The organism is Geodermatophilus sp. YIM 151500, from assembly GCF_025716945.1.
Classification (GTDB): Bacteria; Actinomycetota; Actinomycetes; order Mycobacteriales; family Geodermatophilaceae; genus YIM-151500.
The window spans coordinates 273,589-299,063 of sequence record NZ_JAOVZT010000005.1 but is presented as its reverse complement, the minus strand read 5'-3'; the positions used below and the strand labels follow the sequence as shown (position 1 = coordinate 299,063).

Annotated in this window: 13 protein-coding genes; 5 read left to right on the top strand and 8 right to left on the bottom strand. The window is 72.8% G+C overall.

All coding sequences use genetic code 11. From position 1 onward, the window contains the following. Positions 1-179: 179 nt before the first annotated feature. Complete coding sequence (locus OF117_RS11505; RefSeq protein ID WP_263552968.1) at positions 180-1,442, top strand: alpha-hydroxy acid oxidase; 1,263 nt, start codon at positions 180-182, stop codon at positions 1,440-1,442. 38 nt (positions 1,443-1,480) lie between these two features. On the opposite strand, the gene OF117_RS11500 is transcribed toward OF117_RS11505, so the two are convergent. Together OF117_RS11500 and sigJ are read right to left on the bottom strand one after the other, a co-directional pair. Continuing rightward, positions 1,481-1,648, bottom strand: coding sequence for a hypothetical protein (locus OF117_RS11500; protein WP_263552967.1), 168 nt, complete (start codon positions 1,646-1,648; stop codon positions 1,481-1,483). Between the two features lie 93 nt (positions 1,649-1,741). Beyond that, entirely contained in the window at positions 1,742-2,638 is an 897-nt protein-coding gene (sigJ, locus tag OF117_RS11495; RefSeq protein WP_263552966.1) for an RNA polymerase sigma factor SigJ, read from the bottom strand. A 75-nt stretch (positions 2,639-2,713) separates the two neighbouring features. Between sigJ and OF117_RS11490 the strand changes: the two genes are divergently transcribed. Next, the gene (locus OF117_RS11490; protein WP_263552965.1) at positions 2,714-3,547 is read left to right on the top strand and encodes an SDR family oxidoreductase; all 834 of its coding nucleotides are present in this window, start codon (positions 2,714-2,716) and stop codon (positions 3,545-3,547) included. 59 nt (positions 3,548-3,606) lie between these two features. Here OF117_RS11490 and OF117_RS11485 read toward each other — a convergent pair whose 3' ends face one another. After that, positions 3,607-4,932: an aspartate aminotransferase family protein gene (locus OF117_RS11485; protein ID WP_263552964.1), complete on the bottom strand. Its 1,326-nt coding sequence runs from the start codon at positions 4,930-4,932 to the stop codon at positions 3,607-3,609. A gap of 97 nt (positions 4,933-5,029) precedes the next feature. Continuing rightward, positions 5,030-8,029, bottom strand: coding sequence for an AfsR/SARP family transcriptional regulator (locus OF117_RS11480; protein ID WP_263552963.1), 3,000 nt, complete (start codon positions 8,027-8,029; stop codon positions 5,030-5,032). Positions 8,030-8,130: 101 nt separating this feature from the next. On the opposite strand from OF117_RS11480, the gene OF117_RS11475 reads away from it, so the two are divergent. Next, positions 8,131-8,601, top strand: a complete 471-nt coding sequence (locus OF117_RS11475; protein WP_263552962.1) for a GNAT family N-acetyltransferase — start codon at positions 8,131-8,133, stop codon at positions 8,599-8,601. Positions 8,602-8,648: 47 nt separating this feature from the next. Here OF117_RS11475 and OF117_RS11470 read toward each other — a convergent pair whose 3' ends face one another. Continuing rightward, positions 8,649-11,027 (bottom strand): PKD domain-containing protein, encoded by a 2,379-nt coding sequence (locus OF117_RS11470; protein ID WP_263552961.1) that lies wholly within the window; start codon positions 11,025-11,027, stop codon positions 8,649-8,651. Positions 11,028-11,332: 305 nt separating this feature from the next. On the opposite strand from OF117_RS11470, the gene OF117_RS11465 reads away from it, so the two are divergent. Both OF117_RS11465 and OF117_RS11460 read left to right on the top strand, forming a co-directional pair. Further along, the gene (locus tag OF117_RS11465; protein WP_263552960.1) at positions 11,333-11,989 is read left to right on the top strand and encodes an SDR family oxidoreductase; all 657 of its coding nucleotides are present in this window, start codon (positions 11,333-11,335) and stop codon (positions 11,987-11,989) included. 16 nt (positions 11,990-12,005) lie between these two features. Next, positions 12,006-12,656 (top strand): cytochrome b, encoded by a 651-nt coding sequence (locus OF117_RS11460; RefSeq protein ID WP_263552959.1) that lies wholly within the window; start codon positions 12,006-12,008, stop codon positions 12,654-12,656. Positions 12,657-13,096: 440 nt separating this feature from the next. Here the strand turns inward: OF117_RS11460 and OF117_RS11455 are convergent, their stop codons facing one another. From OF117_RS11455 to OF117_RS11445, 3 genes are read right to left on the bottom strand one after another with little or no spacing between them, the layout of a single operon-like run. Continuing rightward, on the bottom strand, positions 13,097-17,833 hold the full coding sequence (locus tag OF117_RS11455) for a hypothetical protein (protein ID WP_263552958.1): 4,737 nt from the start codon (positions 17,831-17,833) through the stop codon (positions 13,097-13,099). A gap of 9 nt (positions 17,834-17,842) precedes the next feature. Then, positions 17,843-19,900 (bottom strand): hypothetical protein, encoded by a 2,058-nt coding sequence (locus OF117_RS11450; RefSeq protein WP_263552957.1) that lies wholly within the window; start codon positions 19,898-19,900, stop codon positions 17,843-17,845. A 4-nt stretch (positions 19,901-19,904) separates the two neighbouring features. Further along, positions 19,905-25,415, bottom strand: a complete 5,511-nt coding sequence (locus OF117_RS11445; protein ID WP_263552956.1) for a WD40 repeat domain-containing protein — start codon at positions 25,413-25,415, stop codon at positions 19,905-19,907. Positions 25,416-25,475 lie beyond the last annotated feature (60 nt).

Below are 25,475 nucleotides of genomic sequence, written 5' to 3'. Positions count from 1 at the left end.
CGGCCTGCCGGTCCCGGGACGGGCGGACGGGTCGCACCCGGGTCGCTGCCCCGCCACCCCACTGCGGAGCTCGCCTGTTGACCGGGTCACAGTAGGCACGCCCGCGACCCGGTCCGGCCGGGGGTCGGTCGTCGTTCCGCAATCGTTATGACCCCGCGCCGAGTCCTCGAGGAGAGTGCATGACACGCACGGTCGACCCGACCACCGCAACCGGCCGCCGCGCCGCACCGCCCGGCCGGCGGCGCGCCCCGCGGCTGGCGGAGCTCCGCGGCCTGCTCCCGCCGCGCCCGGCGCTGCCGACCACGGCGCAGCGGTTGGCCTTGGCGGCCGACATCGGCGACCTGCGGGCCCTCGCCCGGCGGCGGGCGCCGCGGATGGTGTTCGACTACGTCGACGGCGCCGCCGAGGCCGAGCGCTCGCTGCGGGCCTCGGTCGATGCGTTCGACCGGGTGACGTTCCACCCGCGGGTGCTGCGCGACGTCCGCACCGTCTCGACGGCGACCGAGGTCCTCGGACGGCGGATCGCGATGCCGCTCGTGCTGGGGCCGACCGGCTTCACCCGGATGGTGCACCGGGAGGGCGAGCCCGCGGTCGCGCGCGCCGCGGCGGCCGCCGGGGTGCCGTACACCCTCTCGACGATGGGCACGACGACCGCGGCCGAGGTCGCCGCCGCGGCGCCGGAGGGCTGGAACTGGTTCCAGCTGTACGTCGTCCGGGACCGGGAGCGGACCCGGGACGTGCTGGCCCTGGCCCGCGACGCCGGCATGGAGGTGCTGGTGCTGACCGTCGACGTGCCGGTCGCCGGCGCCCGGCTGCGCGACGTCCGGCACGGCATGACCATCCCCCCGTCGCTGCGCTGGCGGTCCGCGCTGCAGGCGGTGCGCCACCCGGCCTGGTGGTTCGACTTCGTCACCAGCGAGCCGCTGGCCTTCGCGACCGTCGGCGGCGCCCCCGACGACCTGGCCGGGATCGTCAACACGATGTTCGACCCGAGCGTCACCCTGCCCGACATCGAGTGGATCCGCGGCGAGTGGCCCGGCCGGATCGTGGTCAAGGGCGTGCAGGACGTCGCCGACGCCGCGGAGCTGGTGCAGGTCGGCGTCGACGGGATCGTGGTGTCCAACCACGGCGGCCGGCAGCTCGACCGTGCGCCCGCGCCGCTCGACCTGCTGCCCTCCGTGCGCGACGCCGTCGGCGACGCGACCACGCTGTTCCTCGACGGCGGCGTGCGCAGCGGGGGCGACGTCGCCGCCGCGGTGGCACTCGGCGCCTCGGCCGCCTTCGTCGGCCGGGCCTATCTCTACGGCCTGATGGCCGGCGGCGAGGCCGGCGTGCACCGGGCGCTGGCGATCCTGCGCGCCGAGCTGGAGCGGACGATGCAGCTGCTCGGCGTCCGGGAGACCGGCGAGCTGACCCGCGAAGCCGCCAGCCTGCGCCCATGAGCGTGCCCACGGACGACGCGGTGGGGCCGGCTGGTGGGCTACAGCTTCGGCGGCCGGCACTTCCACGGCCCGCTGACTCGCTCTCGGCGCTCCCACGCCGGGGCGGAGGCGGTGGCCGTCTCGACGCCGGCGGCGACGCACAGCGCGCTCACCGACGAGGCGCTGGCCCCGTACCAGAACCGGCGGGAGGACTCCGACTTCCGCACCGTCCGCTCGCTGGCCGCCTCCGGGATCCTGGGCGAGGTCGTGGGCTTCGGAGCCGGGGCGCCCGACGGGGCTCGCTCCCGCGTCCTCCCTCCTCATCGGCCGTGCCCGGGCGCTCCGAGCACGGGCGCCGCGATGCGCGCGACCCGCTCGGGGTCGGCGATCGCGTCGATCTCGGCGATCCGGTCGCCCACCACCGTGAACCCCAGGACGGCGAACGGCCGTCCGCGCACCGTCACGACCGCGCCCGCCGCGCCGTTCACCAGCACGGGGTGCAGCTCGGCCGCCGGCAGCGCGCCGATCTGCGCCTGCCGGGCCACGGCCGCCGCGCCACGGACGACCCTCGGCGCCTTCGGCCGTCGGCCGCCGAAGTCGGCCCGCAGGACGACGTCCGGGTGGAGCAGCGTGACGAGCCGGTCGAAGTCACCGCCGCGGGCGGCGGCGAAGAAGGCGTCGACCACGGCGCGCTGCCGCGCGCGGTCGACGTCGGCGGCGGGCAACTCCGCCCCCCGCACCCGGCGCCGGGCCCGGCTGGCGAGCTGCCGCGCCGCGGCGGACGACCGGCCGACCAGGCCCGCGATCTCGTCGAAGTCGAGCCCGAACATGTCGTGCAGGACGAACGCGAGCCGCTCGGCCGGTGACAGCGCGTCAAGCACGACGAGCAGCGCCAGGCCGACGGAGTCGGCCAGCACCGCCTGCTCGTCGGGTCCCTCCTCGGGCCGCACGACGGGATCGGGCAGCCGGAGGTCGAGGGGCTCCTCGCGGCGCGCCCTGCGCGACCGGAGCACGTTGAGGCAGACCCGGGCCACGACCGTGGTCAGCCAGCCGCCCAGGTTGTCGACCTCGTCGCCGCCCGCCCGGCTCAGCCGCAGCCAGGTCTCCTGGACCGCGTCGTCGGCCTCGGGCAGCGAGCCCAGCATCCGGTAGGCCACCGCCCGCAGGCGCGGTCGGTGCTCCTCGAACCGGTCGGCCAGCCACTCCTGCCCGTCCATCGGTCACATCCTCTCGCCGCGGGGTGTCGAGGAGGTGACCCCAGAACGAGGACGGATGTGACGGAGGAACGGACCATGACGACACCCATCCTGGTCACCGGCGGCACGGGCACCCTGGGACGGCTGGTCGTCCCGCGGCTGCGGGCCGCCGGGCACGACGTCCGGGTGCTCAGCCGGGGCAGGCACGCCGGCCACGCCGGCGGCGCCGGCGCCGCCGACATCGAGCACGTGACCGGCGACCTGGCCACCGGTGAGGGCGTGGCCCCGGCCGTGGCCGGAGTCGGCACGGTCCTGCACCTGGCGGGCACCGCGAGGGGCGACGAGGTCAAGGCGCGGCACCTCGTGCGGGCCGCGGAGGCAGCCGGCGTGCGGCACCTGGTCTTCGTCTCGGTGGTCGGGGCCGACCGGGTGCCGGTGGTGAGCAGCCTGGACCGCGCGATGTTCGGCTACTACGCGGCCAAGTCCGCCGCGGAGCGGGTCGTGGCCGGGTCCGGCCTGCCGTGGACGACGCTGCGCGCCACCCAGTTCCACGAGCTCCTGCTCACGATGGCGCGGGAGATGGTCAGGCTCCCCGTGGTGCCGGTGCCGACCGGCTTCCGCTTCCAGCCGGTCGCCGCCGACGAGGTCGCCGACCGGTTGGTGGAACTCGCGCTCGGTACGCCGGCCGGCCTGGTGCCCGACCTCGGTGGACCGCAGGTGCTCGGCATGGCCGACCTGCTCCGGCAGTACCAGCGGGCGCGCGGACGGTACCGCCCGGTGCTGCCGGTGCGGGTGCCGGGCCGGGCGGCCGCCGCGATCCGCGCCGGCGAGAACCTGGCACCCGACGACGCGGTCGGCCGCCGCACCTGGGCGGACTTCCTGGCCGACCGGGTGGGCCCGTCCTCCACCAGCACGGTCGGGGCCCGGTAGCCCGGGGCGGTGGCCGTTCTCGCCGCCCGGGCGGCAGGGTCATGCCGGTCCGCCGGTCGTCACCGGACGGCGGCGAGCGCGTGCCGCGCGGCGTCGATCGTCGCGTCGACGTCGTCCTCGGTGAAGGCGGCGCAGATGCGGGCGTCGGTGATGACGTACGGCGGCAGCAGGACGCCGGCGTCGAGCATCGCCGTCCGGAACGCCTCGCCCCGGTCGAAGTCGGCGTCGACCGCCTCGCGGAAGGTGGTGGGCGGCTCCGCGCGCCAGTTGATGATCCAGCCCGACCCGATGCCGGTGACGTTGGCCGGGACGCCGCTGTCCGCGATCGCGGCGGTGAGCCCGTCGCGCAGCCGACGGCCGAGCGTCCAGAGCCGGTCGATGCCGCCGTCGGCGAGCCGGTCGAGGGTGGCCAGCGCGGCGGCGGTGGCGTAGGGGTTGGCGTAGTAGGTGCCGTCGACCGTGACCACCTCGCCGAGGAGGTCCATCAGGTCGGCCCGGCCGGCCAGGGCGGCGATCGTGTAGCCGTTGCCGAGCGCCTTGCCCAGCGCGGTCAGGTCCGGCGTCACGCCGGCGATCGCCTGGTAGCCGCCGAGGTGGTGCCGGAATCCGGTCTTGACCTCGTCGAACACCAGCAGCGCCCCCGACCGCGCGGTGAGGTCGCGCAGCAGCTCGAGGAAGCCCGGCGCGGGCGGGCAGTTCGTGTAGCTGTGCAGGTAGGGCTCGGTGAAGACGGCGGCGATCTGCCGGCCCACCGCGTCGAAGGCCGAGCGGACGGCGTCGGCGTCGTTCCAGTCGACGACGACGACGCCGGCGGCCGCGTCGGGCGAGGCGCCGCCGGAGTTGGGCGCGTCGGGTGCCGGCGCGCGGCCGGGCTCGACGTCGAAGTTGGCGCCGGTGCCCAGCTCGCCGGCCCAGCCGTGGTAGTGGCCGTGGAACTTGAGGATGCGCTGCCGTCCGGTCGCCGCCCGGGCCACGTGCAGCGCGTGCTGCAGCGCGTCGGTGCCGGTGTTGAGCAGCACGACCTTCTCGGCCGACGGGACCAGGCCGACGATGCGCTCGGCCAGCTCGACCTCGCCGGCCTGCGGGCCGACCCAGTTCAGGTCGACGGTGTCGATCGTCCGCCGGACCGCCGCGTTGACGTGCGGGTCGGCGTGGCCGAGGACGATCGGTCCGTACGCGAGCAGGTGGTCGACGTACCGCCTGCCGCGGGCGGTCTCCAGGTGGGCGCCCCGCGCACGGACGACGACCTCGTGGAACAGCGGGCGGCCGCCGGCCGAGGCGCCGTGCGGGATCACGCGCTCGGCGCGGGCGAGGTGGGCGTCGGTGTCGAGCACGGGCGCCGGCGCGGGCGCGTCCGGCCCGCGCGGCGCGATCAGCGAGGTCACGGTCGCCTCCTCGGAGTCGTCGCCGGCCCGGCTCGGGCCGGCGACGACCAGTGCAGCGGTCGCGGCTGTCCCGGGTCTGCTCCGGACCTGTCGCCGGTCAGACGAGCGCGGTGACCGGCCCCGCCGGGACGTCGCGGTGCCGCGCGACGACGTCGTCGACGGTCAGCCCGGCCGCCTCGCGCTCCGCCGCCGCCGCGTCCGCGCCGAGCCGGGCGCGCAGCGTGGCGGTGAGCCCGGCCGTGCGCCCGGCCTCGACGGGTGCCTCGGGCAGCCCGCAGGCGCGGCGTTCGGCGTCGGCGACCGCCAGGAGGACCAGGGCCCCGCGGTCGTCGCCGCCGGCAGCGCGGACGTCGGCCAGCGCCTCGACGGCGGAGCACAGCGCTCCGCGGTGCCCGATCGCCGCCGCGAGTCCAAGCGCCCGGCCGGCCGCGCCGGCGGCGACCGCTCCGGCGGCGGCCTCGCCTCCCCCGTCGGCGAGGTGCGCTCGGGCGAGCACCGTCGACGCCGCGGCCTCCCCCTCGCGGTAGCCGATCCGGCGGAAGGCCTCCAGCGCCTCCCCGGCCGCGACCACGGCGTCCCGGCCGCGTCCGGTGCGCAGCGCGTCCCGCGCCTGCTGGGTCAGCGCCAGCCCCACCAGGTGCGCGTCCCGGCTGCGCCGGGCGGCGGCCACGGCGGCGCCGACCCGGTCGGTCGCGTCGGCCTCCCCCCGGTCGACCGCGGTCCGCGCCCGCAGGACGGCGGCGACGACGCGGCGCCAGCCGTCCTCGCCGGCGGCCAGCCGCTGCACGGCCTCGTCGTGGGCGGTGGCCGCGGCGTCCAGGTCGCCCAGGCCCCACAGCGCCACCCCGAGGGTGATGAGCGCGTCACCCGTGCCCCGGTCGTCACCGAGCGACCGGCCGATCCGGGCGGCCTCCGCGCAGGCGTCCCGCGCGTCGGCGAGGCGGCCCAGCGGCGCGGCGACCAGCCCGCTGCCGAGGAGCAGCCGGGCCCGCACCCGCGGGTCGGCGACGTCGGCCCGCGCTGCCCGGTCGAGCCAGGCGTGCGCCTCGGCGAGCTGACCCTCCAGGGTCCAGAACCAGGCGAGCGCGCCTGCCAGGCGGGCGCCCAGCCCCGGGGCGCCGCCCGCCAGGCACCAGGTCAGCGCGGCGCGCAGATCGGGCCCGACCTCGCGCAGCAGCGCCAGCCACGGGCGCTGCGCGTCGGTGCGCACCGCCCGGTCGCCCGCCTCCGCCAGCGCCAGCAGGTGCTCGGCGTGCCGCCGGCGCACGTCCCCGGCTGCCGCCGACGCCTCGAGCAGCTCGAGCGCGTAGGTCCGCACCGAGTCGAGCAGCCGGTAGCGGTCGGCACCGGCCCGGCTGACCAGCGACTGGCGCACGAGCGAGGCGAGCAGGCGGAACGCGTCGTCGTCGGTCGTCCCCGCGGAGCGCGGGGCGACGGCGAGCGCGGCGTCGAGGTCGAAGGTGGCGGCGAACACCGCCAGGTGGGCGAACAGGGCCCGCTCGTCCTGCGTGAGCAGGTCGACGCCGGCGCCGATCGCCGCGCGCAGGGTCCGCTGGCGCGCGACGACGTCCCGGCTCCCGGAGACCAGCAGCGCGAAGCGGTCGTCGAGCCGGCGGCGGATCCGGGCGGGGCTCAGCACGTCGGCGTGCGCGGCGGCGAGCTCGATGGCCAACGGCAGCCCGTCCAGCGCCCGGCAGATCGCCGCGACGTCGGCGGCGGTGCCGTCGTCGATCCGGAAGTCCGGCCGCACCGCCACCGCGCGCTGCCGGAACAGCTCGACCGCGGCCGCGCCGCGCACGTCGGCGTCCGCGGGGTCGGCGCCGTCCGGGGGCAGGGTCAGCGGCGGCACCGGCCAGGTCGACTCGCCGGTGACCCCGAGCGGCCGGCGGCTGGTGGCCAGCAGGCGCACCGACGGGCAGCCGCGCAGCACGGCGGCGGCGACGGTGGCGGCGCCGCGGACGACGTGCTCGCAGGTGTCCAGCACGAGCGTGCCCGTGCGGTCGCCGAGGTGGGTGACGACGGCGGCGACGACGTCGGTGCCCGGTGCGGTCGGGGCGCCGGTGGCGCCTGCGACGGCGCCGGCGACCGCGGCGTCGTCGCAGACGCCGGCCAGGTCGGCGAACCAGACCGCTCCGTGCCGCCGCTCGAGGACGGCGATCGCCAGGCGCGTCTTGCCGGTGCCACCGGGCCCGGTCAGCGTGACCAGTCCGGCCCGGTCGAGCAGCCGGGCCACGGCGGCGACCTCCTCGCCCCGGCCGACCAGCGAGGTGAGGGCACGGGGCGGACGTCCGCGGCGGCCACCCTCGGGGTCCTCCGCTGCCCGGCCGGACGGTGCCGGTGCCGCGGGCGCGGCCGGACGGGGTGCGGCCAGGCCCGGGTCGTGGGCGAGGATGCGCCGCTCGAGGTCGACGACGGCGGCGTCCGGGTCGAGCCCGAGCTCCGCCGCGAGGGCGCGCCGCAGGGCCGCGCCGACGGCGAGCGCCTCGCCCTGCCGGCCGCTGCGGTAGAGCGCCAGCATCAGCGACGCGTGCAGGCCCTCCCGCAGCGGATGGGCCGCCGCGAGCCCCTGGGCCTCGGGGACGACGTCGGCGTGCCGGCCGAGCTCGAGCAGGCAGGCGAGCCGCCGCTCCTGCGCCTGCACGCGCAGCTCGTCGAGCTCGGTGACGAACGGGACGGCCCACGGCAGGTGGGCGGCGTCGGCCAGCGGGTCACCCCGCCAGAGCCGCAGGGCGTCGTCCAGCGAGCGCAGTGCCCGCTCGGGATCCGCGTCCGCGCCGCGGACCAGCCGGGCGAAGCGGGTGCTGTCGACGGCGACCGGCGACACGTCGAGCAGGTAGCCGCCGGAGGTCGTGCGCAGCGGCAGCTCCTCGGGCGTGGCCAGCGTGCGCCGCAGGTACGACACCACGCGGTGCACGGCGTTGCCGGCGTCGTCGGGCGGCCGGCCGTTCCAGGCCCGGTCGGCCAGGACGGCGCCGGGCACCGGCTCGCCGGGGTGCAGGAGGAGGAAGGTCAGCAGCACCCGCGGCAGCCCCCGGCGGACCGGCACGACCTCGTCGCCGGCCCGCACCTGCAGTGGACCGAGGACCGAGAAGTCCACGCCGCGGAGCGTACCGAGACGGCGCCGTCCGCGGGGGCGGTCGGAACAGGGTCGGAGCAGGCCGCCGTGGTGCACTGGGTGCCCCCTCACCAGGAGCAGCCATGTCGACCTCCACCGACCTCGCCTCGCTGCTGACCACGTCGTCGACGCTGCGGTGGCTGGGCGCCTACGAGATCACCGACGACCCGGCCCGCGTCGACCTCGACGTCGTCCACGGGTTCCTCGCCCGCGAGTCGTACTGGCGCCGGGGCGTGTCGCGGGAGCGCGTCGCGACCGCGGTGCGGATGTCGCTGCCGCTGTCGGTGCACCTGGCCACGGCGACGCCCACGATGGTCGGCTTCGCCCGGGTGGTCACCGACACGGTCACCCACGCCTGGCTCGACGACGTCTTCGTGCTCCGCGAGCACCGGCGCCGCGGGATCGCCGGTGCGCTCGTCGAGGCCGCGCTCGCGCACCCCGCCGTCGTCGACGCCTCTCTGCAGCTGCTGCTCACCGCCGACGCGCACGACCTCTACGCGCGGTACGGGTTCCGACCGTTCCCCGACCCGGAGGCCCTGATGACCCGCTCCTGACCGGAGTGGATCCGTGCGGGTGACCCGCACGGATCCACCCCGGGTCGTCAGCCGATGCGGCGCACGCCCAGGCTGTCTGTGCCGTCGCCGTTCCAGTCCCCGACCAGCACCTCGTCGCCGGGGTTGCCGTAGGCGAAGACGACGTCGGCCACGCCGGAGCTCAGCTCGTACTTCAGGTAGTAGTCGATGCCACGCCGGACGGCCAGGCTGTCGGCACGCCCGTTCCAGCGGCCGACGAGGACGTCGTCGCCCGGGTTGCCGTAGCCGACGACCCGGTCGGCGATCCCGCTGCTGAGCGTGTCGCGGATGTGGTACTGGTAGCCGCGCCGCACCACGAGGGTGTCCACGCCGTCGCCGTCCCAGTCGCCGACGAGCACCGTGTCCCCCGGGTCGCCGTAGACGAAGGTGAAGTCCGCGACCCCCGTGGTCGTGTCGTTCTTGACGTAGTAGGTGTTGCCGCGCCGCACCACCAGGGTGTCCCGCCCGTCGCCGTCCCAGTCACCGACGAGGACGACGTCGCCACGGTTGCCGTAGTCGAAGGTGTACTCGGCGACGCCGCTGGTCAGGCTGTTCCGGACGAAGTACCGGTTGCCCCGGCGGATCAGCAGGCTGTCCCCGTTGCGGCCGTCGGTGTCGGCCACGAGCACCTCGTCCGGCGCGTCGCCGTACTCCAGGACGGTGTTGGCCTGACCGGTGTTCCGGTCGTTCAGGTAGAACCAGGACCCGGCTCGGTCGACCGGGCCGGTCGGCGGCGCCGCCGGACCGGGGCCGGTCGGCGGGCTACCCGGCTCGGACGGCGGGGTGCCCGGCTCGGTCGGCGGGGTGCCCGGGTCGGTCGGGGGCGCCCCCGGCTGCGTGACGGTGACGGTCGTCGTCGTGGGTGCGCTGGTGCCCGCGGCGTTCGTGGCCGTCATCGTCACCGTGAACTCGCCGGGGGTGGTGTACGTGTGCACGGGGTTCTGCTCGACGCTGACCGTCCCGTCCCCGAAGTCCCACGACCAGGACGTCGGCTCGCCCGTGGACGTGTCGGTGAACCCGACCTGCAGCGGCGCGGCTCCTTGCGCCACCGAGGTGGTGAAGCCGGCCACCGGCGCCGTCGGCGGGGGCGTGTCGCCACCCAGGTCGAGACGAGCGTGCCAGTAGCGCGCGGTCAGCCGGTTGTTCGCCAGGACGACGAGCCCGCTGGCCCCGGTGACGCTCTGCTTGGTCGACGTCGGGTCGTTCATCCCGGCCGAGTCGAAGTCGCGGATGACCGGCTCCCCGCGCCCCGACGGCTGGAAGTCGCCGAGCGCGTCCATGGGCGCGGACTTGTGGTAGATCGTGCCGGCCTGCCCCGAGAAGCCGCAGGCGGCGCCGGGCTCGGGGCCGGTCGCGAAGACGTGCACCGTCTCATTGGTCTCGTCGAGCACGACCGTCGGCCGGGTGTGGCAGTCGGCGACCGTGGAGACCGTCGCGCTGGCCCACCGCTCCGTGTCCGGGGTGAACGTCAGCAGCTTGATCTGCGCCGCGGACGGCGGCCCCCCGACGTCCGCGCTGGTCTTGACCGTGGCGTAGACGCGGCCGGCCGCGTCCGACTGCACCGTCTTGATGCTGATGTGGTCGTCGGCGTCCCGCGGCTCGGACGACGCGACCCCGCCCGACCAGCTCCCGGACGACGCGCCGTCGTCGTGCGTGGCCCAGTAGATCCGGTCGTCGACCTGGTTGCTCCACAGGACGCCGACCTGGTCGTCGAAGGCCACGATCGCGGAGATGTCGTCGGGGGCGACCTCCGCGCCGGCGACCCCCAGCGCGGCCGGCGTGCCCCAGGCGCCGCCGTCGCGGCCGGAGTTGACGTAGACCTCGTTGACGTACCCGCCCGCGCCGTCCGGCGCGACCTGCGTCCAGGTCGCCCAGATGCGGTTCGTGGAGTCCTTGGCGATCGACAGCGACTCGCTGGAGCTGCCGTTGATCCGCACCGGGTAGCCGGCGTCCGGCGAGAAGGACTTCGTCGTGTCGTCGTAGCTGTAGCGGCGCAGCTGCGCCGGCTCGCTCCGGGGCTGGCTGACCCCGAACGCGCCGGTGTCGCTGGTCTGCACGGTGACCACGTGCGAGGCGATGTACAGGTGCTCGCCGTCCCACAGGGCGTCGGACAGGGTGTCCGGCCGTTGGTCGACCCGCACCCCGGTGTTCGTCCAGGTCTCCCCGTCGAGGCGGAAGATGTTCCAGGTGCCCGAGCCCGGGTCGAACATCGTGGCGAACCACGTGCCGCTGACGTGCCACAGCTTGCTCTGCGGCTTGTCGGAGCTGGCCGAGTAGCCCAGTCCCCCGGCTCCGGTGAACGAGGCACCCTCGACCCCGACGTCGCCAGGAGCGGCCGCAGACACCCCTGGTGCACCGACGACGACCCCCGAGGCGATGACAGCACCGGCCAGCGACGACCCGATCATCCGTCCTCTGCGTCGCAGCAAACCATTACCCCCCGTGGTCAAAGCTTCACCAAACTGCGCATCCGGATCACCAGCGTTACGCATGTGCCCAACGACGGCATTGGCTCGGGGAAACGGTCACCCGATCGATGGTCCGGCTGCACCGACGGCGCGAGGCCATGTCCGCAACGTGGTGTGATCGGGTGAGCACGCAGCGGTCGGCTTCTTCGCGCAAACGCCCGTGAGGCCCGGTTCCGGCGGCCGGGTGCACCGATGGGGCGCCGGCGGGACGTGAGGACGGCGCCGCCGGCCCTACCGTGTGCGACGTGAGCAGCCGCGTCCTGGTCGTGGTGGGTGCCGGCCCGGGGATCAGCGGGTCGCTGGCCCGCCGCTACGCGCGCGACGGGTGCACCGTCGGGCTGATCGGGAGCAACGAGGAGCGGGTGCGGGAGCTGGAGACCGAGCTGCGGGGGTCCGGCACCGACGTGCGCAGCGCCGTCCTCGACATCACCGACACCGAGGCGACCACCGAGGCCCTGTCGGCCATGGGTGCGGCGTTCGGGCACGTCGACGTCCTGCACTTCAACCCGAGCGCGTACCGGGAGAAGACCCCGCTCGAACTGACCGTCGAGGAGCTCCTCGCCGACGTGGCGCTCGGCGTCGGCGCGCTGCTGACGGCCGTGCAGGCGGTCCGGCCCTACCTGCGGTCGGGTTCCCGGATCACCGTGACCGGGAGCGTGGCCGCCGACGAGCCGTCGCACCGGGCGGCGTCGCTGGGCGTGCAGAAGGCGGGGTTGCGCAACCTCGTGCAGAGCCTGGACGCGACCGTGAAGGCGGACGGGATCCGCGCGGTCTCGGTCACCGTGCGGGGGACGCTGTCCGCGGAGGGACCGTTCACGCCGGACCGGGTCGCCGAGGCGCTGCACGCCGCCGCGCGCCAGGCGGACGACGGGTGGCGCACCGAGATCCCGTACGACGGCTGACCGACGGCGAGATCGGATGCACCTCCGCACCGGCGCCCACGGGTACGGCGTCGTCACCGAGGCGCTGCGCTGGCTGACCGTCGCCGCCCTCGGGACCCAGGTCTTCGTGGGCTACGCCATGGACGTCGACCATGCCCCGGATGGCGAGCGGAAGCGGCTCGACGCGGAAGCCGAGCGGCGGGAGGAGGCGGCTGAGCAGCAGGGGGAGGCCGCCGAGGAACGGGCCGAGGCGGAGCCCGAGCGGCTCGAGGCCGCCGTCGACGCCAGGAGGGACGACGAGGCGTCCGCGGTGTTCGGCGACGTCGTGACCGGCGACGCGTTCGCCGACGGGCTGTCGCTGCCCGAGCTGCACGTGCTGCTCGGGCTGTTCGTCATCGCGCTGGCGCTGACGCGGATCCTGTGGCGGCGCACCACGCCGCTGCCGCCGTCGGCCGAGCACCTGAGCGCCGGCGAGCGACGGCTCGAGGGCCGGCTGGAGAAGGTGATGCTCGCCCTGCTCGTCGTCGTCCCGGCGTCCGGGCTCCTGCTCGTCGCCGGCGGGGACGGCTGGCTGGCGGTGCAGGTCGCCGCGCATTTCGCCTTCCTCGCCGCGGTCGCCTGCCACGTGGGTCTGGTGCTCAACAACACCGTCTTCCGGCGCAATCGCCACCTCGCCCGCATGCTCTGAGCCTGCCGGTGACGGAGCGACGGACGATTCGGCCCGCACGCCGACCAAACGTCATCGCGTGGCCGGATGCCGATGGCGTGTCTCGCGGAGATAGCAGTCGTTGCCCCGCCGCGACGCGAGGGGTCCGCCCCGTCTCCGTCCCAGTCACCCACGAGGACCACGCGTCCGGTGCGACGTCGAGCAACGTCACCGTGTCATCGCCCCGGGACGACGGTCCTTCCCTTTCGGGCCGTCCCGTGGCTAGTGCGCGACCTGCCTTGGCGCGTGATGCACCAGCACAAGGTGGGGACCACGATCTCCCTTCTCCCAGCACGTCGCCTGGCCAGCAGGCCCTCTCGAACAGCACGCTGCGTCGCGTCGACCACCGGACGGGCGCCACATGTTCAGGCAGCGCCGTCAGCCGACAGTCCCCATCCTCCCGGTGATCGTGGACCGCTTCTTCAGGCGACCGGCAACGTCCAGTCGAGGACCACGTGCTCGTCAAGCGTGCTCCCCCGCTCGGAGAGGACCGGCCGCCCACTGCCGAGATCGCGCTTGTAGGTGGCTCGCATCAGGTACTCGCCGGCGTCGAGAGCCACCGTGGACGGGCCGTCGTGCGCAACCAGCAGAGCGCGGGTTCCGTCTGCATCACGGATGAGCCGGAGTGGGACCGGGACGCGGAGCCACGTCGGACGGCCGGCGTCCGGCTGAGTCACGCGGTGGGTCAGGGCGATCCGGACGCGTTCCCAGTCGAAGGGCTCAGGGCTGGCCAACAGCATCGCCCAGGTCTCCCCCCCGGCCATGGCAACGTGCAGTTCCACGGCGGCCGGCAGCGAGCGGTCGACGTCGACGGCCCCGATCAGCTCATCGAAGACGGCGGCTTCGACGACGCGGAGCTGGTCGCGGCGTCCCGGATCGGCCGTCCACGGGTCGTCGGACGCGAGACCCTTCGCTACGACGCCGCTCCACTGCGCCCAGGTCGCCCCCACGGACGCGAGCCGGATCGGCCCGGTCAGCCGCAGATGATCGGCGAAATTCCGGTAGGCCGAGGTGACGAACGACCACCGGTACAGCGGAGGCGTGGCCACACCTCCGCGACCGGGGACGGGTTCGGCCAGGAGTTCGACGTCGTAACGACGACGCGGATCCAGCGGTCCCGAGCCGGGGAGTCGAGCCTTCACCACGCTCTCTCGCACCAGCGCCGATTCGTCGACCGTGAGATGGCAGGACGCCCGGTCCAGAGTCGCCAACCAGGTGCGTTCCTCGCGGCGGAGGACGAGCTCGGTGCCCTTGCCCATCGTGTTGGTCAGCGTCACGTCGGAACCACCGTCGTTGCGCGCGCGCAGCACCAGCGCGCGCCCGTCCACGCAGTACATCTGGTCGACGTAGTCCGAGTTGAACGCCACGCCGAGGTCATGCCCCCGGTACACCGCCGGGGCACCGCGAGGAGGCGTGATCTCGCGGACGTAGGGCTCCAACGTGTCGAGACCAGCGGCCGCGTCACCGCCGGGCCCCGGTGCGGTGAGCTTCGCGGCTCCCGGCGGTCCTTCGGTGCAGAACTCGAACGCCTGGACCACCGTGCACGTAGCTCCGTGGATGGTGGTCATCGCGCCGTCGGGCTGGTCGACCTCGGCTCCTTCGAGCGACCGCCCGCCGGTTTCCACGACCTGGGTCGTCACCGTGAGCCGGTAGTGCCGATTCGGCTCGAAGATCGGCTCCTCCCCCTTGAAGCGCTCCAGAGCCTGCTCCAGCGCTACCCGCCTGGCACTGACCTGGGCCGATGTGGGTGCCCTCTCGACGGCCAGCGCGAGCACGACCGATCGCTGGAAGCAGTCGAGCACCACGCGTCGGATGCCGGGCGCACGAAGCACGAGCTGCGAGGCGTGGAACTGACCGGGTGCCGGTGGTGACGGTGCGGTCACCTTGCCGAGGCTGGCCCCGGATGCGTCGAACGCCTGTAGGGACCAGCGGTCGGTGATGAGCGCGAGCACAACGAGCCCCTTGAGGGGACCGTCGAACTCCATCGCCAGTGGCGGCGCGGACGCGGTGGGCGGCCCTGCACCGGTGCTCGGCGACGACCCCCCGCCTCCGGGGGCGAGCGCGAATTGGTCGGGTACGTACAGGCAACGGTCGTACGGCCTCGGCGGGGGTTGACGGACGTCCCTCCCTAATGTGGCCGCGACGAGCTGGGTGATCGAGGCGCCGTGACGCCCGGCGGTCCAGGTGACCGTCCCCGCGTCGATCGGTGCGAGTGGTGGGAGCTGCCGCTCGGGCTCGTCGTGGAAGTCGATGACCTCGGTCGGGAGGCTCGGCTGGCACGGGTCGAAGCCCTCCGCCTGCTCCAGCTGGGTGACGGCCGGCTCCGTCTGGGCCCGAGTCCACTCGTAGGGCGTGCGCACGTGGAGCAGCAGCCGACGGTTGCCGGATGCCGGATCACCTGCCTGGCGTTGCCACATCCCGTACAGAGGGCGCGGCTTGCCGCTCGGACCGGCGAAGGGAACGAACGCTCCGGTGGCGGGGTCCTCGACGTCGAGCTGCAGCCCGGTCAGGCGGGAACGGAGGATGTGGTCGCCGACCGTCAGGTCCACCGGTGACTCCGCGTTGGGAGCCGCCTCGACCGCGTCCTCGACCGGACGCTCGAAGGCGAGGCTGATGCGACCGTCGAGGGGGACTGTCGGGACGGTCTCGAAGGACCAGCTGGCGGTCGTCCGCAGGTGCTCGACACCGGCCGCTTGCAGGGGTGCGGTCACCCGGGGTGGTCCTGGATCCTCCCAGTGGAACGGGATGGTGACCCCTGGATCGGGGAGAGGCCACGGCAGGTCCAGCCGGACGTCGAGCTGGGCGTCGACCATGAACGGCTGGGGTGACTGCACGGCCACCATCGCCGAGACCGACAGACCGAGCCCGATCCCGAAGATCGACAGGCCCACGGCGCCCTGGAGGCTCAGCTTGCCCTTGAGCTGCTTGGGCCGCCATGACACGTAGGCGAAGCCATCGATCCACGCCTGGAGCGTCAGCCTTACGGGCCCGATGTCGTAGCGGGCGTCGAAACCGATGAAGCTGCCGAGCTCGATGCTGTTGGCATCGAGCATCAGGTAGGCGTTGGCCTCGAACAGCTTCAGCACGCTCGCCCGGATGCGCTGCTCGCGCTCCCGCCGGCCAAGGTAGAGGTACCAGGCGCGGGGATCGTTGAAGCTGTAGAACGCCTCGGCAATGCCGGTCACGTCGACCAGCTCGCCCTTCCCGGGGTACAGATAGTGCGGCTCGATGCCGAGTTCCAGCGTCCCCGCCCGGCCGTCGAACACGATCAGCGAGCCGAAAAGAGCCTGAGCCTGAGGCGCTGCGATCTCCGACATCTTCCTTAGCAGGTTGGCGCGCACATCGAGCATGAGGACCGGACCGGGCACGACGATCACGAGCAGACCCTTGACCGCCACGCTGTAACCGGTGTCCGCCACCGTCCCGATGATCACACCGGCGCCGAAGGCCTGGCTGCCGCGCTCGTCGGCCCACTTGTTCTGGTCGGCGGCGCCGATCTCGGGCCGTCGGTACCAGTCCCGGTACCAGCGCTCGGCGGACTCCTTGTCCGGAACCATGTTGCGCGCATACAAGCCCTCGAAGCCATAGATGCCGAGGCTGGTGCTGAAGAGTGGGATCCCGGCCGGGAGCTGGACCAGGAGATAGACGTACAGGTAGGTGTAGTCGGCGCGCTTGCCGATCACGACGCGGACGCTGACGGTGAGGTTGACAGCGACCAGCTGCAGCGTGCCCGCCCCCTCGAAGCGTTGCTGCTCGGCCACGTAGCGGATCTCCGCCTGCAGGACGAGTACGTCCTGCACCATCAGGCCGAAACTGATGCCGGACAGCTCGACACCTTTGAAGCCCGTGGCGTCCCACCGGATCTTGAGCCCGTCCACTGCCGCTTGGGCCGCGACGCCCTGGACCAGGCTGAGCCCGCCGGAAAAGCCGATCCAGCGCTCGCCGTTGGGCTCGGAGCCCATGCCCACCCGCGTCAGTTCGAGCCCGAAGCCCCCCAGTCCGACCCGGACCGCCTCAGGCATGTCGATCCAACCGCCGGCCAGGCTCACCTGCCCCCTGGAGGTGATCGTCAACGCCTCGACCTCGAATCCGGGCAGCGGCCCCCCACCGGGCAGGCTGATCTCCGGCTGGACGCGCCCACCGAGGGTGAGCGCGCCGCCGGTCGGGCCAACCTCGACAGCCACGCTAGTCAGGGTCATGGCGACCACGTCGGGCTTGCGCAGGGTGACCAGCCCGTCGGTGAATTCGGCACCGCCGCGCATGCGGTCGGCAGCGGTGGCCAGCGCCAACCGCAGTCGACCGTTCCCGGAGAGCTGCAGGTCCACCGCGACATCGGTATCGAAGAAGTCGACGTCCTTGACGACCGTCTCGATCTCGCCGAGAACCAGGGAGGACTGGAAGAAGCGGATCCCGACCCGCTCCAGTTCGATCGAGAAGCCGCCGAGCGTGCAGGCGGGCGGGGTCTGGAACGAAAGGCTGACGCCGCCAGTGAACCCGCTGGTACCGATGCAGCAGTAGTCGAAGGTCAGTTCAGGGCCGTCGACGATGTCGGCAGGCAACCTGACGGTCGTCTCGCGGAAAGCAATCCCGATGAACTCGCCTGGGAGTCCTGCTCTGACCGCGTCGGGAAGGGTCTCTCCAGGAGTGAAGTTCCAGGTGACATTCTGCGCCTCGAGCGTCACGCCGCTGCCGGCGATCTCACACTCGTCCAGGGACAGCCCGGCTGTGGTTTCGATGCTCATCCCCAGGTCACCGCTCAGGCGCAGTGTCGCCTCCAACCCGAGCTGCGCGGGGCCGCCGGTCGCCACGTCCCGGAGGACGTCCTCCGAGAAGCGAAGCGCCAGCGGGACCTCCACGAGCGCGAGGGAGGGCTGGGGGCCGGTGACCAACTCGACCTCGAAGGAGCTCCAGCCCTGGCCACCGGACGCGATGACGAGTTCGACTGCGTCCGTACCGGGAACCCGCAGCACGAGCTCCGACTCGAAGGCCAACCGGCCACTGACGCAGTAGGTGTCGCCGTCACCGTAGGTCTCGACGTCCGTGTAGTAGATGGATTCGAAGATGCCGGCGTCCGTCAGGAAGTCGACGAGCAGGAAATCAGCGCCGTCGAGCAGGTCGCTGAGCGGATAGAGGGCGTGGCCGCTCAGGTCGTAGGCCATGATCTGTCCTCAGTTCCACCTGGCGGCAATCCACGCCTCACGCACGTCGTCGTTCCATTCGAGACTACGCCGTCCGCTATCGTCGACCACGAGCGGACACTTCGTGCCGCCACTGCCGTCGTCGCCGTTGTCATCGATGACCACGATGCCGCGCACCTCCCCGCTGAAGATCAGGTAATGCAGAAAGATCAGCGAGTGCCCAGAGCCATGCGGCGACTGGCGCGCCCTCAACGATTCGAAATCGGTGACGTTGGTCCAGAACTGCAGCAGGTCACCCGGGCGAAGACCGCCGAGCAACTGCCCTACCATCCGATCGGCATACACAGCCGGTGCCTCGCCAGGAAAGCGCGTCGGGTCGAACGCTGATGTGGCCAGCCCTTGCCTGATGGCCGCCCCTCCGGAACCGCGGCCGATAACATGGTCAGGGTAGAAGCCACGCGTCGACGCGGCCGCGAACTCCTCAACGATGGACTGCCACAGGTTGTAGAAGACCTCGCCCTGTGTCATCTTCGACCCGGACGCCGGTACCGACGGGTCCCAAGGGGCTGGCCCGGGGAACAGCGCCTGGAGAATGCTCTTCAATTTGCCGGCTTCGGCGCGTACATCCGCTTTGCTCTTTACCGTCAGGCTCGGTCCACCGTGGGTGACAAGACGCTCGTCCGGGTTGCCGCCCCACGCCGTCTTCAGCAGGTCGATGACGTCCGCGGACGACTTTCCTGTCGCGCGCCCCCGCCGCACTTTCGACTGAGCCTCCCAGTTGAGCCTGCCACCGGTGAGGTAGTGGTCGACCAATCCGCGTACGGTTCGCCGAAGTGACCAGTACGTACAGGTGTCCTCGGCTTCGGGCAGGGCCTCGGGACGGGTCGTGTCGGCGAGCATCTCTTGGGGAATCGTCCGGCGAACGATGATGTGGGGTTCTGGGTTCTGAGCGAGATCGAATGAGAGCGGCGCCACACCCGCCTCGGTATGCCAGGCATTCGGGCCACCGGCGAGATAGGGCGAACCACCGGCCAGGGTGACCGTGATCTTTGAAGGCGGCTCCTCGAGCAGCACGAGGCCGTGGGCGGGCAGGCGCTGCTCGTGGATGACGACACCGGAGACGTCCTTGACCTGCATGGTCTGTGTCGGGAGGTGGGTCGAACACGTGCGGACGTTCCTCCGCGGGGGGTAGGCGGCCGAATCGACCGCATATGTCCAGGCACGCGTGAAGCGAAGGGGTACGTATCGCACCGGCGTGGCTCCGCCTGCCACCGCCGTGGCGACTGACCCATTTCCGTCGATAAGATTCGGCTGCAGCCCCTTCAAGACCCAGCGGGCGGGAAGGGAACCGTTGCGCAGATGGCGCGGACTCGTCCGCTCTGTCTGGGTCGAGACCAGCTCGCGTGTGAGAGTGTCGAAATTGCTGTCTGATGCGTCCTGCGGGCGCCATCCCGCCGCCATCGTGATGAGCAACGTCGCCTGACCAGCGCTCGCGTAGACCACGGGCATCGAGAACTTCGCGACGGCGTCGTCCCCAGCAGTGGCGCCCAAACGCAACTCGGGGTGAAAATCGCCGCGCAGGAATGCAGCCACAGCATGCTTGGTCCGGTCTGTACTTGCCGGCACCGGGTGGCCGTTGTAGGTGAGGACCCCTGGAAGTCTCGGGAGAGTGTCGAACAGGAATTCCTCGGTGATCCGCACCGGGGAATACCACACCCGATTCGGCTGCACCGGTAGCGCAATGGTGTGCGAAAGGAAGTCTGGCCACAGTTTCCTGTCAGCCACCAGAGTAACCAGGAGTGTGCCGACCGTCTTGTACTGAGCGTAGTCGCTGCGACTCACTGCCTTCCAGTCGGGAAGACTGCCCTGCGCACCCGAGGAGGCCAAGAAAGTCATTGAGCCGGGAAAGAGAGCGCGAATCTGGGGAATAGAGGATGGCAAGGAGAAGTCTAGTTGCAGCGACTGAGGAAACGGCTGCCCAGCGGGTGGTTTCACAGCGGGTGGCACTTCAGATATCTTCAGAGACGAGACGATTGCCGCTTGATCGGTCGTCGACAACGGGAAGCGGAGAAAATTGCGCATTGCCATGGCCTCAGGGAATAGTGACGGGCCCGAGCATCGGCTCCGCCTCGCTCGTACGATTGCCCACCCGTACGCGAAGCCGGTACAGGTAGGAATGACCCGACTGCACGCCCCGATCGTTCACGGAGCCCGTCGCACCGTTCGTCCAACCTGCGACGCCGACCCACTCCTCGATCGCGGCGTCCATGCGCTGGGGTAGCAGCTCGAGCCCGGCAACCAGCCCCGCCGTGGGCCAGGTGAGCCTGACGGCCGCGGCGGCGGCATCCCACACGGCCGCGCCCGGCGGGGGCACCGGCGGGCTCGTGTCGAATGGGGCCCCCTCCTCCACGTCGCTGGGCAGCGAGCGGATCTCGGTGGCGACGCCCGGCCCCACCGTCGCCGTTCTCACCGCCAGGACGCGGTACTGGTAGCGCCGATCTGCAGCCACAGTCGCGTCCCGCCAAGCGTGGCCGGCACCACCGGTGAGGAGGCGTGGTGGAGCCTCTGAGGACTCCCGGCCAACCACGAACACGAGAGCTCCGTCAGGCAGGGCGCCTAGGCCCGTCACCCTCGTTCCGGACAGGACGGGCGGACCCGGGACGCAGCCCTCCGTCTGCGCCTCCGGACCCAAGGCGAGGTCGTACTCCTCGGCCCGGTAGACGGCGACGATGGAGTGGGGCGGCTCGCCGGGCAGCCGGACCGCGCCGCCCGTGACCGGCAACGGCTCCGGGCAGCCTGTCTCGGTTAGCGTGGCGACGAGGGTCATGTCCCGGACGTCAGGCTGTGCACCGGCAGGCAATTCGGCCCGCATGATGCGGTATCCGATTAGTCCCGGAGTCCCGTCCCACTGCAGCCAGACGGCGCGGTCCGCGTCCACCACCCGGCGCAGTTGCGGCGTCGGGGGGCGGCGGGCGTCGGGGACCACGATCGGCAGCGTCGCGGGACCCGGTGGCCCCACGTTGCCGGCCGCGTCGAGCACCCGCACGCGCAGGAAGTGGCGTCCGGATGCGCTCCCGTCCAGCGGGGCCGGCCAGCGCAGCCAGCCGGGCTGTGGATCGGCCACGAGCGGATCGGTCGCCGCGACCGGGCCGCCCAGAGGCAGGAACACCGCCGACTGCGCGGTGGCCAGCTTCTGGAGGTCGGCGGCCCCCAATGCGGCTTGCGCCGCACGCCACTGGGCCAAACCGGTTGGGTCCAGCACGGGCAGGCCGACGTAGGCGCCCCGCCGCGCAGTGCGATCAGCGACGTCGGCGTCCAGTACGGCATCGAGCGTGGCATGCTCGATCTGGAAACGCGTGGCGCCGGCCGCCTGCCAGCGCAGCGGGAAGCGGCTCGCCCCCGAGAATTCGTCGGGAACGGGCGCCCACAGCTCACCGGGACCCGTCGCGCCGGCCGGCGCCGTGATAGTCGTGGGGACGGCCAGGTGGTCCCGCCGGACCGCGACGCTCGCCACCGGCCCCTCGTTGCCGGGCCCGCCGGGTTCACTCGGCCGGGCGCGGGTGTCGGCCGTCCACGGCCGCCCGTCCACCGCGCTGACCCCCACCATCCCGGTGGCCTGGGGTGCGGCGTCGCTCACGGGCAGGGTGACATCGGCCAGGACGACCTGGTGGTCGGGGAACCAGACGAGCCGGCCTGCACCGGTGCCCTGCGCCAGGACCAGGCGTAGCGGGGACGAGGCGTGAGCGAGCACGTCCCGCGTGAGTCCGTCAGCGCGGACGGTCCCGCCGAGGACGCTGAACGGCGCAGCGGTTGGCAGGGACGCGTCCAACGTCACGGTCTGCACGTCCGCCGTCCGCACGAGCGCAGGTCCCGGCATGGGCGCCTGCCGTTTGGCGGTATCGAGGAGCAGGGAGGCTCTTCGCCCGAGTGCCCAGCCGACGATGGTCCACGGGTCCGCAGTCCCGGTGACCAACTCGGCAGGCTCCGGGAGTGCCCCCGACCAGTGCCAGCCAGGGCTGAGGATCACGGTGGCCATACCAGGTCGAGGGGTATCGGCCTGGACCTGCTGGCAGGAGACAGCCACGCCATGTGTCCGCTGGAGAATCGCGCTCTCGACGGTGGTCAGCGGTCCCTGCCGGACCCGGTGCTCCCAGACCGCCGCCCGGGCGGGGTCCGGCCGCAGAGGATTGCCGAGCAGGTCGAGATGCTGCGGGTCGGGCGACCGGAGCGACACGGCGCAGGGCCCCCGGACCGGGGCGGGGACACCTGTCGCGTCCAACGTGAGGGTGGTCGGATCGGCGGCCGAGCTGCCCCGGATCGAATACTGCCGATCGCCTTGCCGCAGCCAATCGCCCCGGAAGGCATCTGTGGGAGGTGCTATCCCCAGGCCAAGCGGGACCGAGACCGTGTAGGTGGTCGGTGCCGGCTGCGGATCAACGGTGATGGTGGTGAGAAGCGTCGAGAACGGTCTGCCGTGCCAGTACACCCGGAACCCGTGGGTGTCCGGTGCCTGCTCACGCCGGGGCAGCGGCCACGACCAGCGGACCACCACCGCACGGTCGACCCCGGCCACGTCCAGCTCGGCCAGGTCACCCAGCTCCAGCCAGGGGTCGATACGGTCGACCCAGCGGGCGGTGAGCGCACCCGGCGCGGGTGGCGGGACCCGGTCGGCCGCGTCGACGGTCACCGGCTCCGACCAGTCGCTCACCCGGCCGAACAGGTCCCGACCGCGGATGCGATAGCTGTAGTGGCGGACGCTGAGGTCTAGACGGCCGTCGAGCAGGTCCTGGGCAGCGGCCGGCCATCCCTGGGGGCTTGTGTGCAAGGCCGGCCGGAAGGTGGAGCGAAGCACCGGCCGGACCTGGCCGACGAGCGGCTCCGAGGCCAGGTCGGCCCAGCGCGGCTCTCCCGTTGCCGGATCGGTGATGAGGTCGAGCCAGAGCCCAGCGGCAGGGTCGGCGAGCGGCTGTGCGCCGTCCGCCCGGCGCCGCACCTCGTAGGAGATCGGGTCGTGCACGCTCCGGGCGCGCGGCAGGAGCTCGGTGGCCGGACGCGCCGACGAATGCGGCTCGATGACCAAGCCGACCATCTGCTCGGCCGCACCCTCGCGGGCGAACCCGGGGATCGCGGTCGCGGTCAACTCGGTCGGCGGCGTGAGCACCGGGATCGGGCCAGGTGTCGCGCCGAAGCAGATCCAGGCCTCCTGGCGGTCCTGGTCCCGCACCAGTTGCAGGAAGCAGATCTCGGTCACGGTCAACTGGACGCCGGTGACGGTCGCCGAGGTCGTGCCCGGCGCCTCGACGGTGACCGTGGCCACCGCCCCTGGTGCGACGGATTGCGTGCGCACCAGCTGTGACCCGCTGAAGGCACGGATCAGCAGCGGGTCCGGGCCCGCTGAGCGACCGGTGAAGCGAACCCGGTCGGATGCGGTCGGCAGGGTTACGTTGAGAGAGCGAACGCGAGCGGACACGGTCCAGGCCGTCGCGGTGCCCCCGGCGGACCAGGTGACCACCTGCCGCGCACCGCTGCTCCAAACGGCACCGACCACCGGGTCGGTGTCCGGGATAACCCGCGGCGACGCGTCCCCTTCCACCTCCCAGACGAGAGCCACTCCGTCCGGTCCCCAGCTCAGCACCCGGCTCCCGTCCGGACTCCATACGGCGCCGGCCACCCCACCGTCGTGGGGGAAGATTCGAACCTGCCTCCCGCTGTCGACGTCCCAGAGGCGCAGCGGACCGTGAGTGCCCCATGTCAGAACGAGATGCTCGCGCGGGCCCCACGCCGCGCCGACGCGCCCGGACGGATGCCGCAGGACGCGTGGATCGCCCGTCCCGTCAGCTGCCCAGATCCACGCATCACCGTCCCCAGCCCAGCTGAGGACCCACCGCCCGTCGGGGCTCCATGCGGCCCCGAGCGGTCGCGAGGGGTGTAACCGTGCCGACACGGCTGTCGCATCCGCAGCGGCCCATACCTGAACGCACCCGTCCTCGGCCCAGGTCAGGAGCTGCCGGCCGTCCGGCGCCCACGCGACCCCCAAGCAGCCGGGCACCGGCCATAGCACCAGTGGATCGCCATTTCCGTCGACGGCCCAGACCCGCACGTAGCCGTCCTCGGCCCAGGTCGCGATCTGCCGGCCGTCCGGCCTCCAGACCGTTCCGAGAATGGGCTGGGGGTGCTTGAGCGCCTGCCGCCGAGCGGCTGTGTCCGCGTCCCACGTCCTGGCGACCTGGTCGTCCCCCCAGGTCACAATCTGGGGGTCCGCCGGGCTCCAGGCCGCTCCACGGACCATCGCGCCGTGCGGCAGCTCCATGACTTGAACGCCCTCGACACTGTCGAAGATCAGCGCACGTCCATCGCTGGTCCGGGTGAGGACCTGGCGGCCGTCCGGCTTCCAGCCCGCTCCCGTCACACCTGAGACGCCGAGAGTGCTCAGGTAGCCCGGCGGCTCGAGGACAGTCCCAGCGGTGACCACCGTGGTGCCCCCACCCCCGCCGGGAAGGGTGACGGTTCCGCCGGCGGGGATGTGACCGCCGCCGTTGGGGACGTCGATGCAGACCAGCTGGGGCCGCAGCTGGCCGGGCCAGTAACCCACGACCCGGTAGTCGTACCGCTGGCCGGGGACGGCGGAGCCGTCGACCAGGCCGAGACCCGCGAGCCGAGCGAAGTCGGGGTCTAGCGCACCTAGCAGGACCAGTCGCACCGCGTCCAGCGTGATGTTCGGCTCCTGCGTGCCACTCCCGACCTTGGTCAAGCGCCGGCGGGCCAGTGCTTCCGTGAGCACCTGCCGAGTGCCGGCGAAGGCCGGCGGGCCGAACCGCTGGGCGAGGACGGCCGGGACGTCGGCGGCCGCACCCGTGGGGCTCAGGCGGTCGGCGGCCTCGAGCCAGTCCTGCGCCCCCGACCCTTGATCCGGGCCGCGCTTGTGGGTGACGAGATAGCCGGGCACGGTGACCGGGAACCCGATTCGCCGAGTGTTGAGTGCCGTTCCCCAGCCAGTGACGGCTCCGTCGGCGACGGGGCTCCAGCGGACTTTGAGAATCCCGTAGTAGTTGCTGATGCTCCGGCGACCCTCGATCTGGAAGCCTTCGAGTGCGTCGCCAGTGACGGTCACCGTCACCGGCGTCCGTGCGTTCTGCTGGGTCAGGGTGACGGCACCCATGGCGACCCGCGCGTCTCCGGCGATTCCCCATACGGCGAACGTGACGGGAAGCTTGACGAGCGCTCCAGGAGCGGCGTGGACCACCTCGACCTCGATCCGGTGGACCGGACGTTCGGACGGGTCGAACCGGCAGGTGATCGAGGATGTGCGGGATGGGCGGAGCAGGCGGACGGACCCCTGTCCGGTGGTCTCGGTGAAGATCTCGGACGGGCTCTGCCCAGGGGCGGTGCTCCACGTCGTCGGGCCTCGGGAGAAGGTGTGCGACAACTGGCCCTCAGACGCGTCCGCAAAGTTCAGCGACCTCGGATCGCCGGTCCAGGCGGAGCGGCGGAACACGTCGAAACCGAGCGGCGGGAACCCCAGGTCGGGATCGACGAACCAGCGGAGGTGTATCCCCGGCCGGAGATGCGGATGTGCCCCCACCCCGAGGGAGACCATGCTCACGCTGCCGGTCTGAAGGCCCATCTGCCGACCCCTACGTGGCTCTACGGATGTCGGGTGCTT

Coding starts and splice junctions, on each gene's coding strand:
- OF117_RS11475 (WP_263552962.1), top strand. CDS start 8,131: ATGTCGACCTCCACCGACCTCGCCTCGCTGCTGACCACGTCGTCGACG.
- OF117_RS11450 (WP_263552957.1), bottom strand. CDS start 19,900: ATGGCAATGCGCAATTTTCTCCGCTTCCCGTTGTCGACGACCGATCAA.
- OF117_RS11470 (WP_263552961.1), bottom strand. CDS start 11,027: ATGATCGGGTCGTCGCTGGCCGGTGCTGTCATCGCCTCGGGGGTCGTC.
- sigJ (WP_263552966.1), bottom strand. CDS start 2,638: ATGGACGGGCAGGAGTGGCTGGCCGACCGGTTCGAGGAGCACCGACCG.
- OF117_RS11460 (WP_263552959.1), top strand. CDS start 12,006: ATGCACCTCCGCACCGGCGCCCACGGGTACGGCGTCGTCACCGAGGCG.
- OF117_RS11505 (WP_263552968.1), top strand. CDS start 180: ATGACACGCACGGTCGACCCGACCACCGCAACCGGCCGCCGCGCCGCA.
- OF117_RS11455 (WP_263552958.1), bottom strand. CDS start 17,833: ATGGCCTACGACCTGAGCGGCCACGCCCTCTATCCGCTCAGCGACCTG.
- OF117_RS11490 (WP_263552965.1), top strand. CDS start 2,714: ATGACGACACCCATCCTGGTCACCGGCGGCACGGGCACCCTGGGACGG.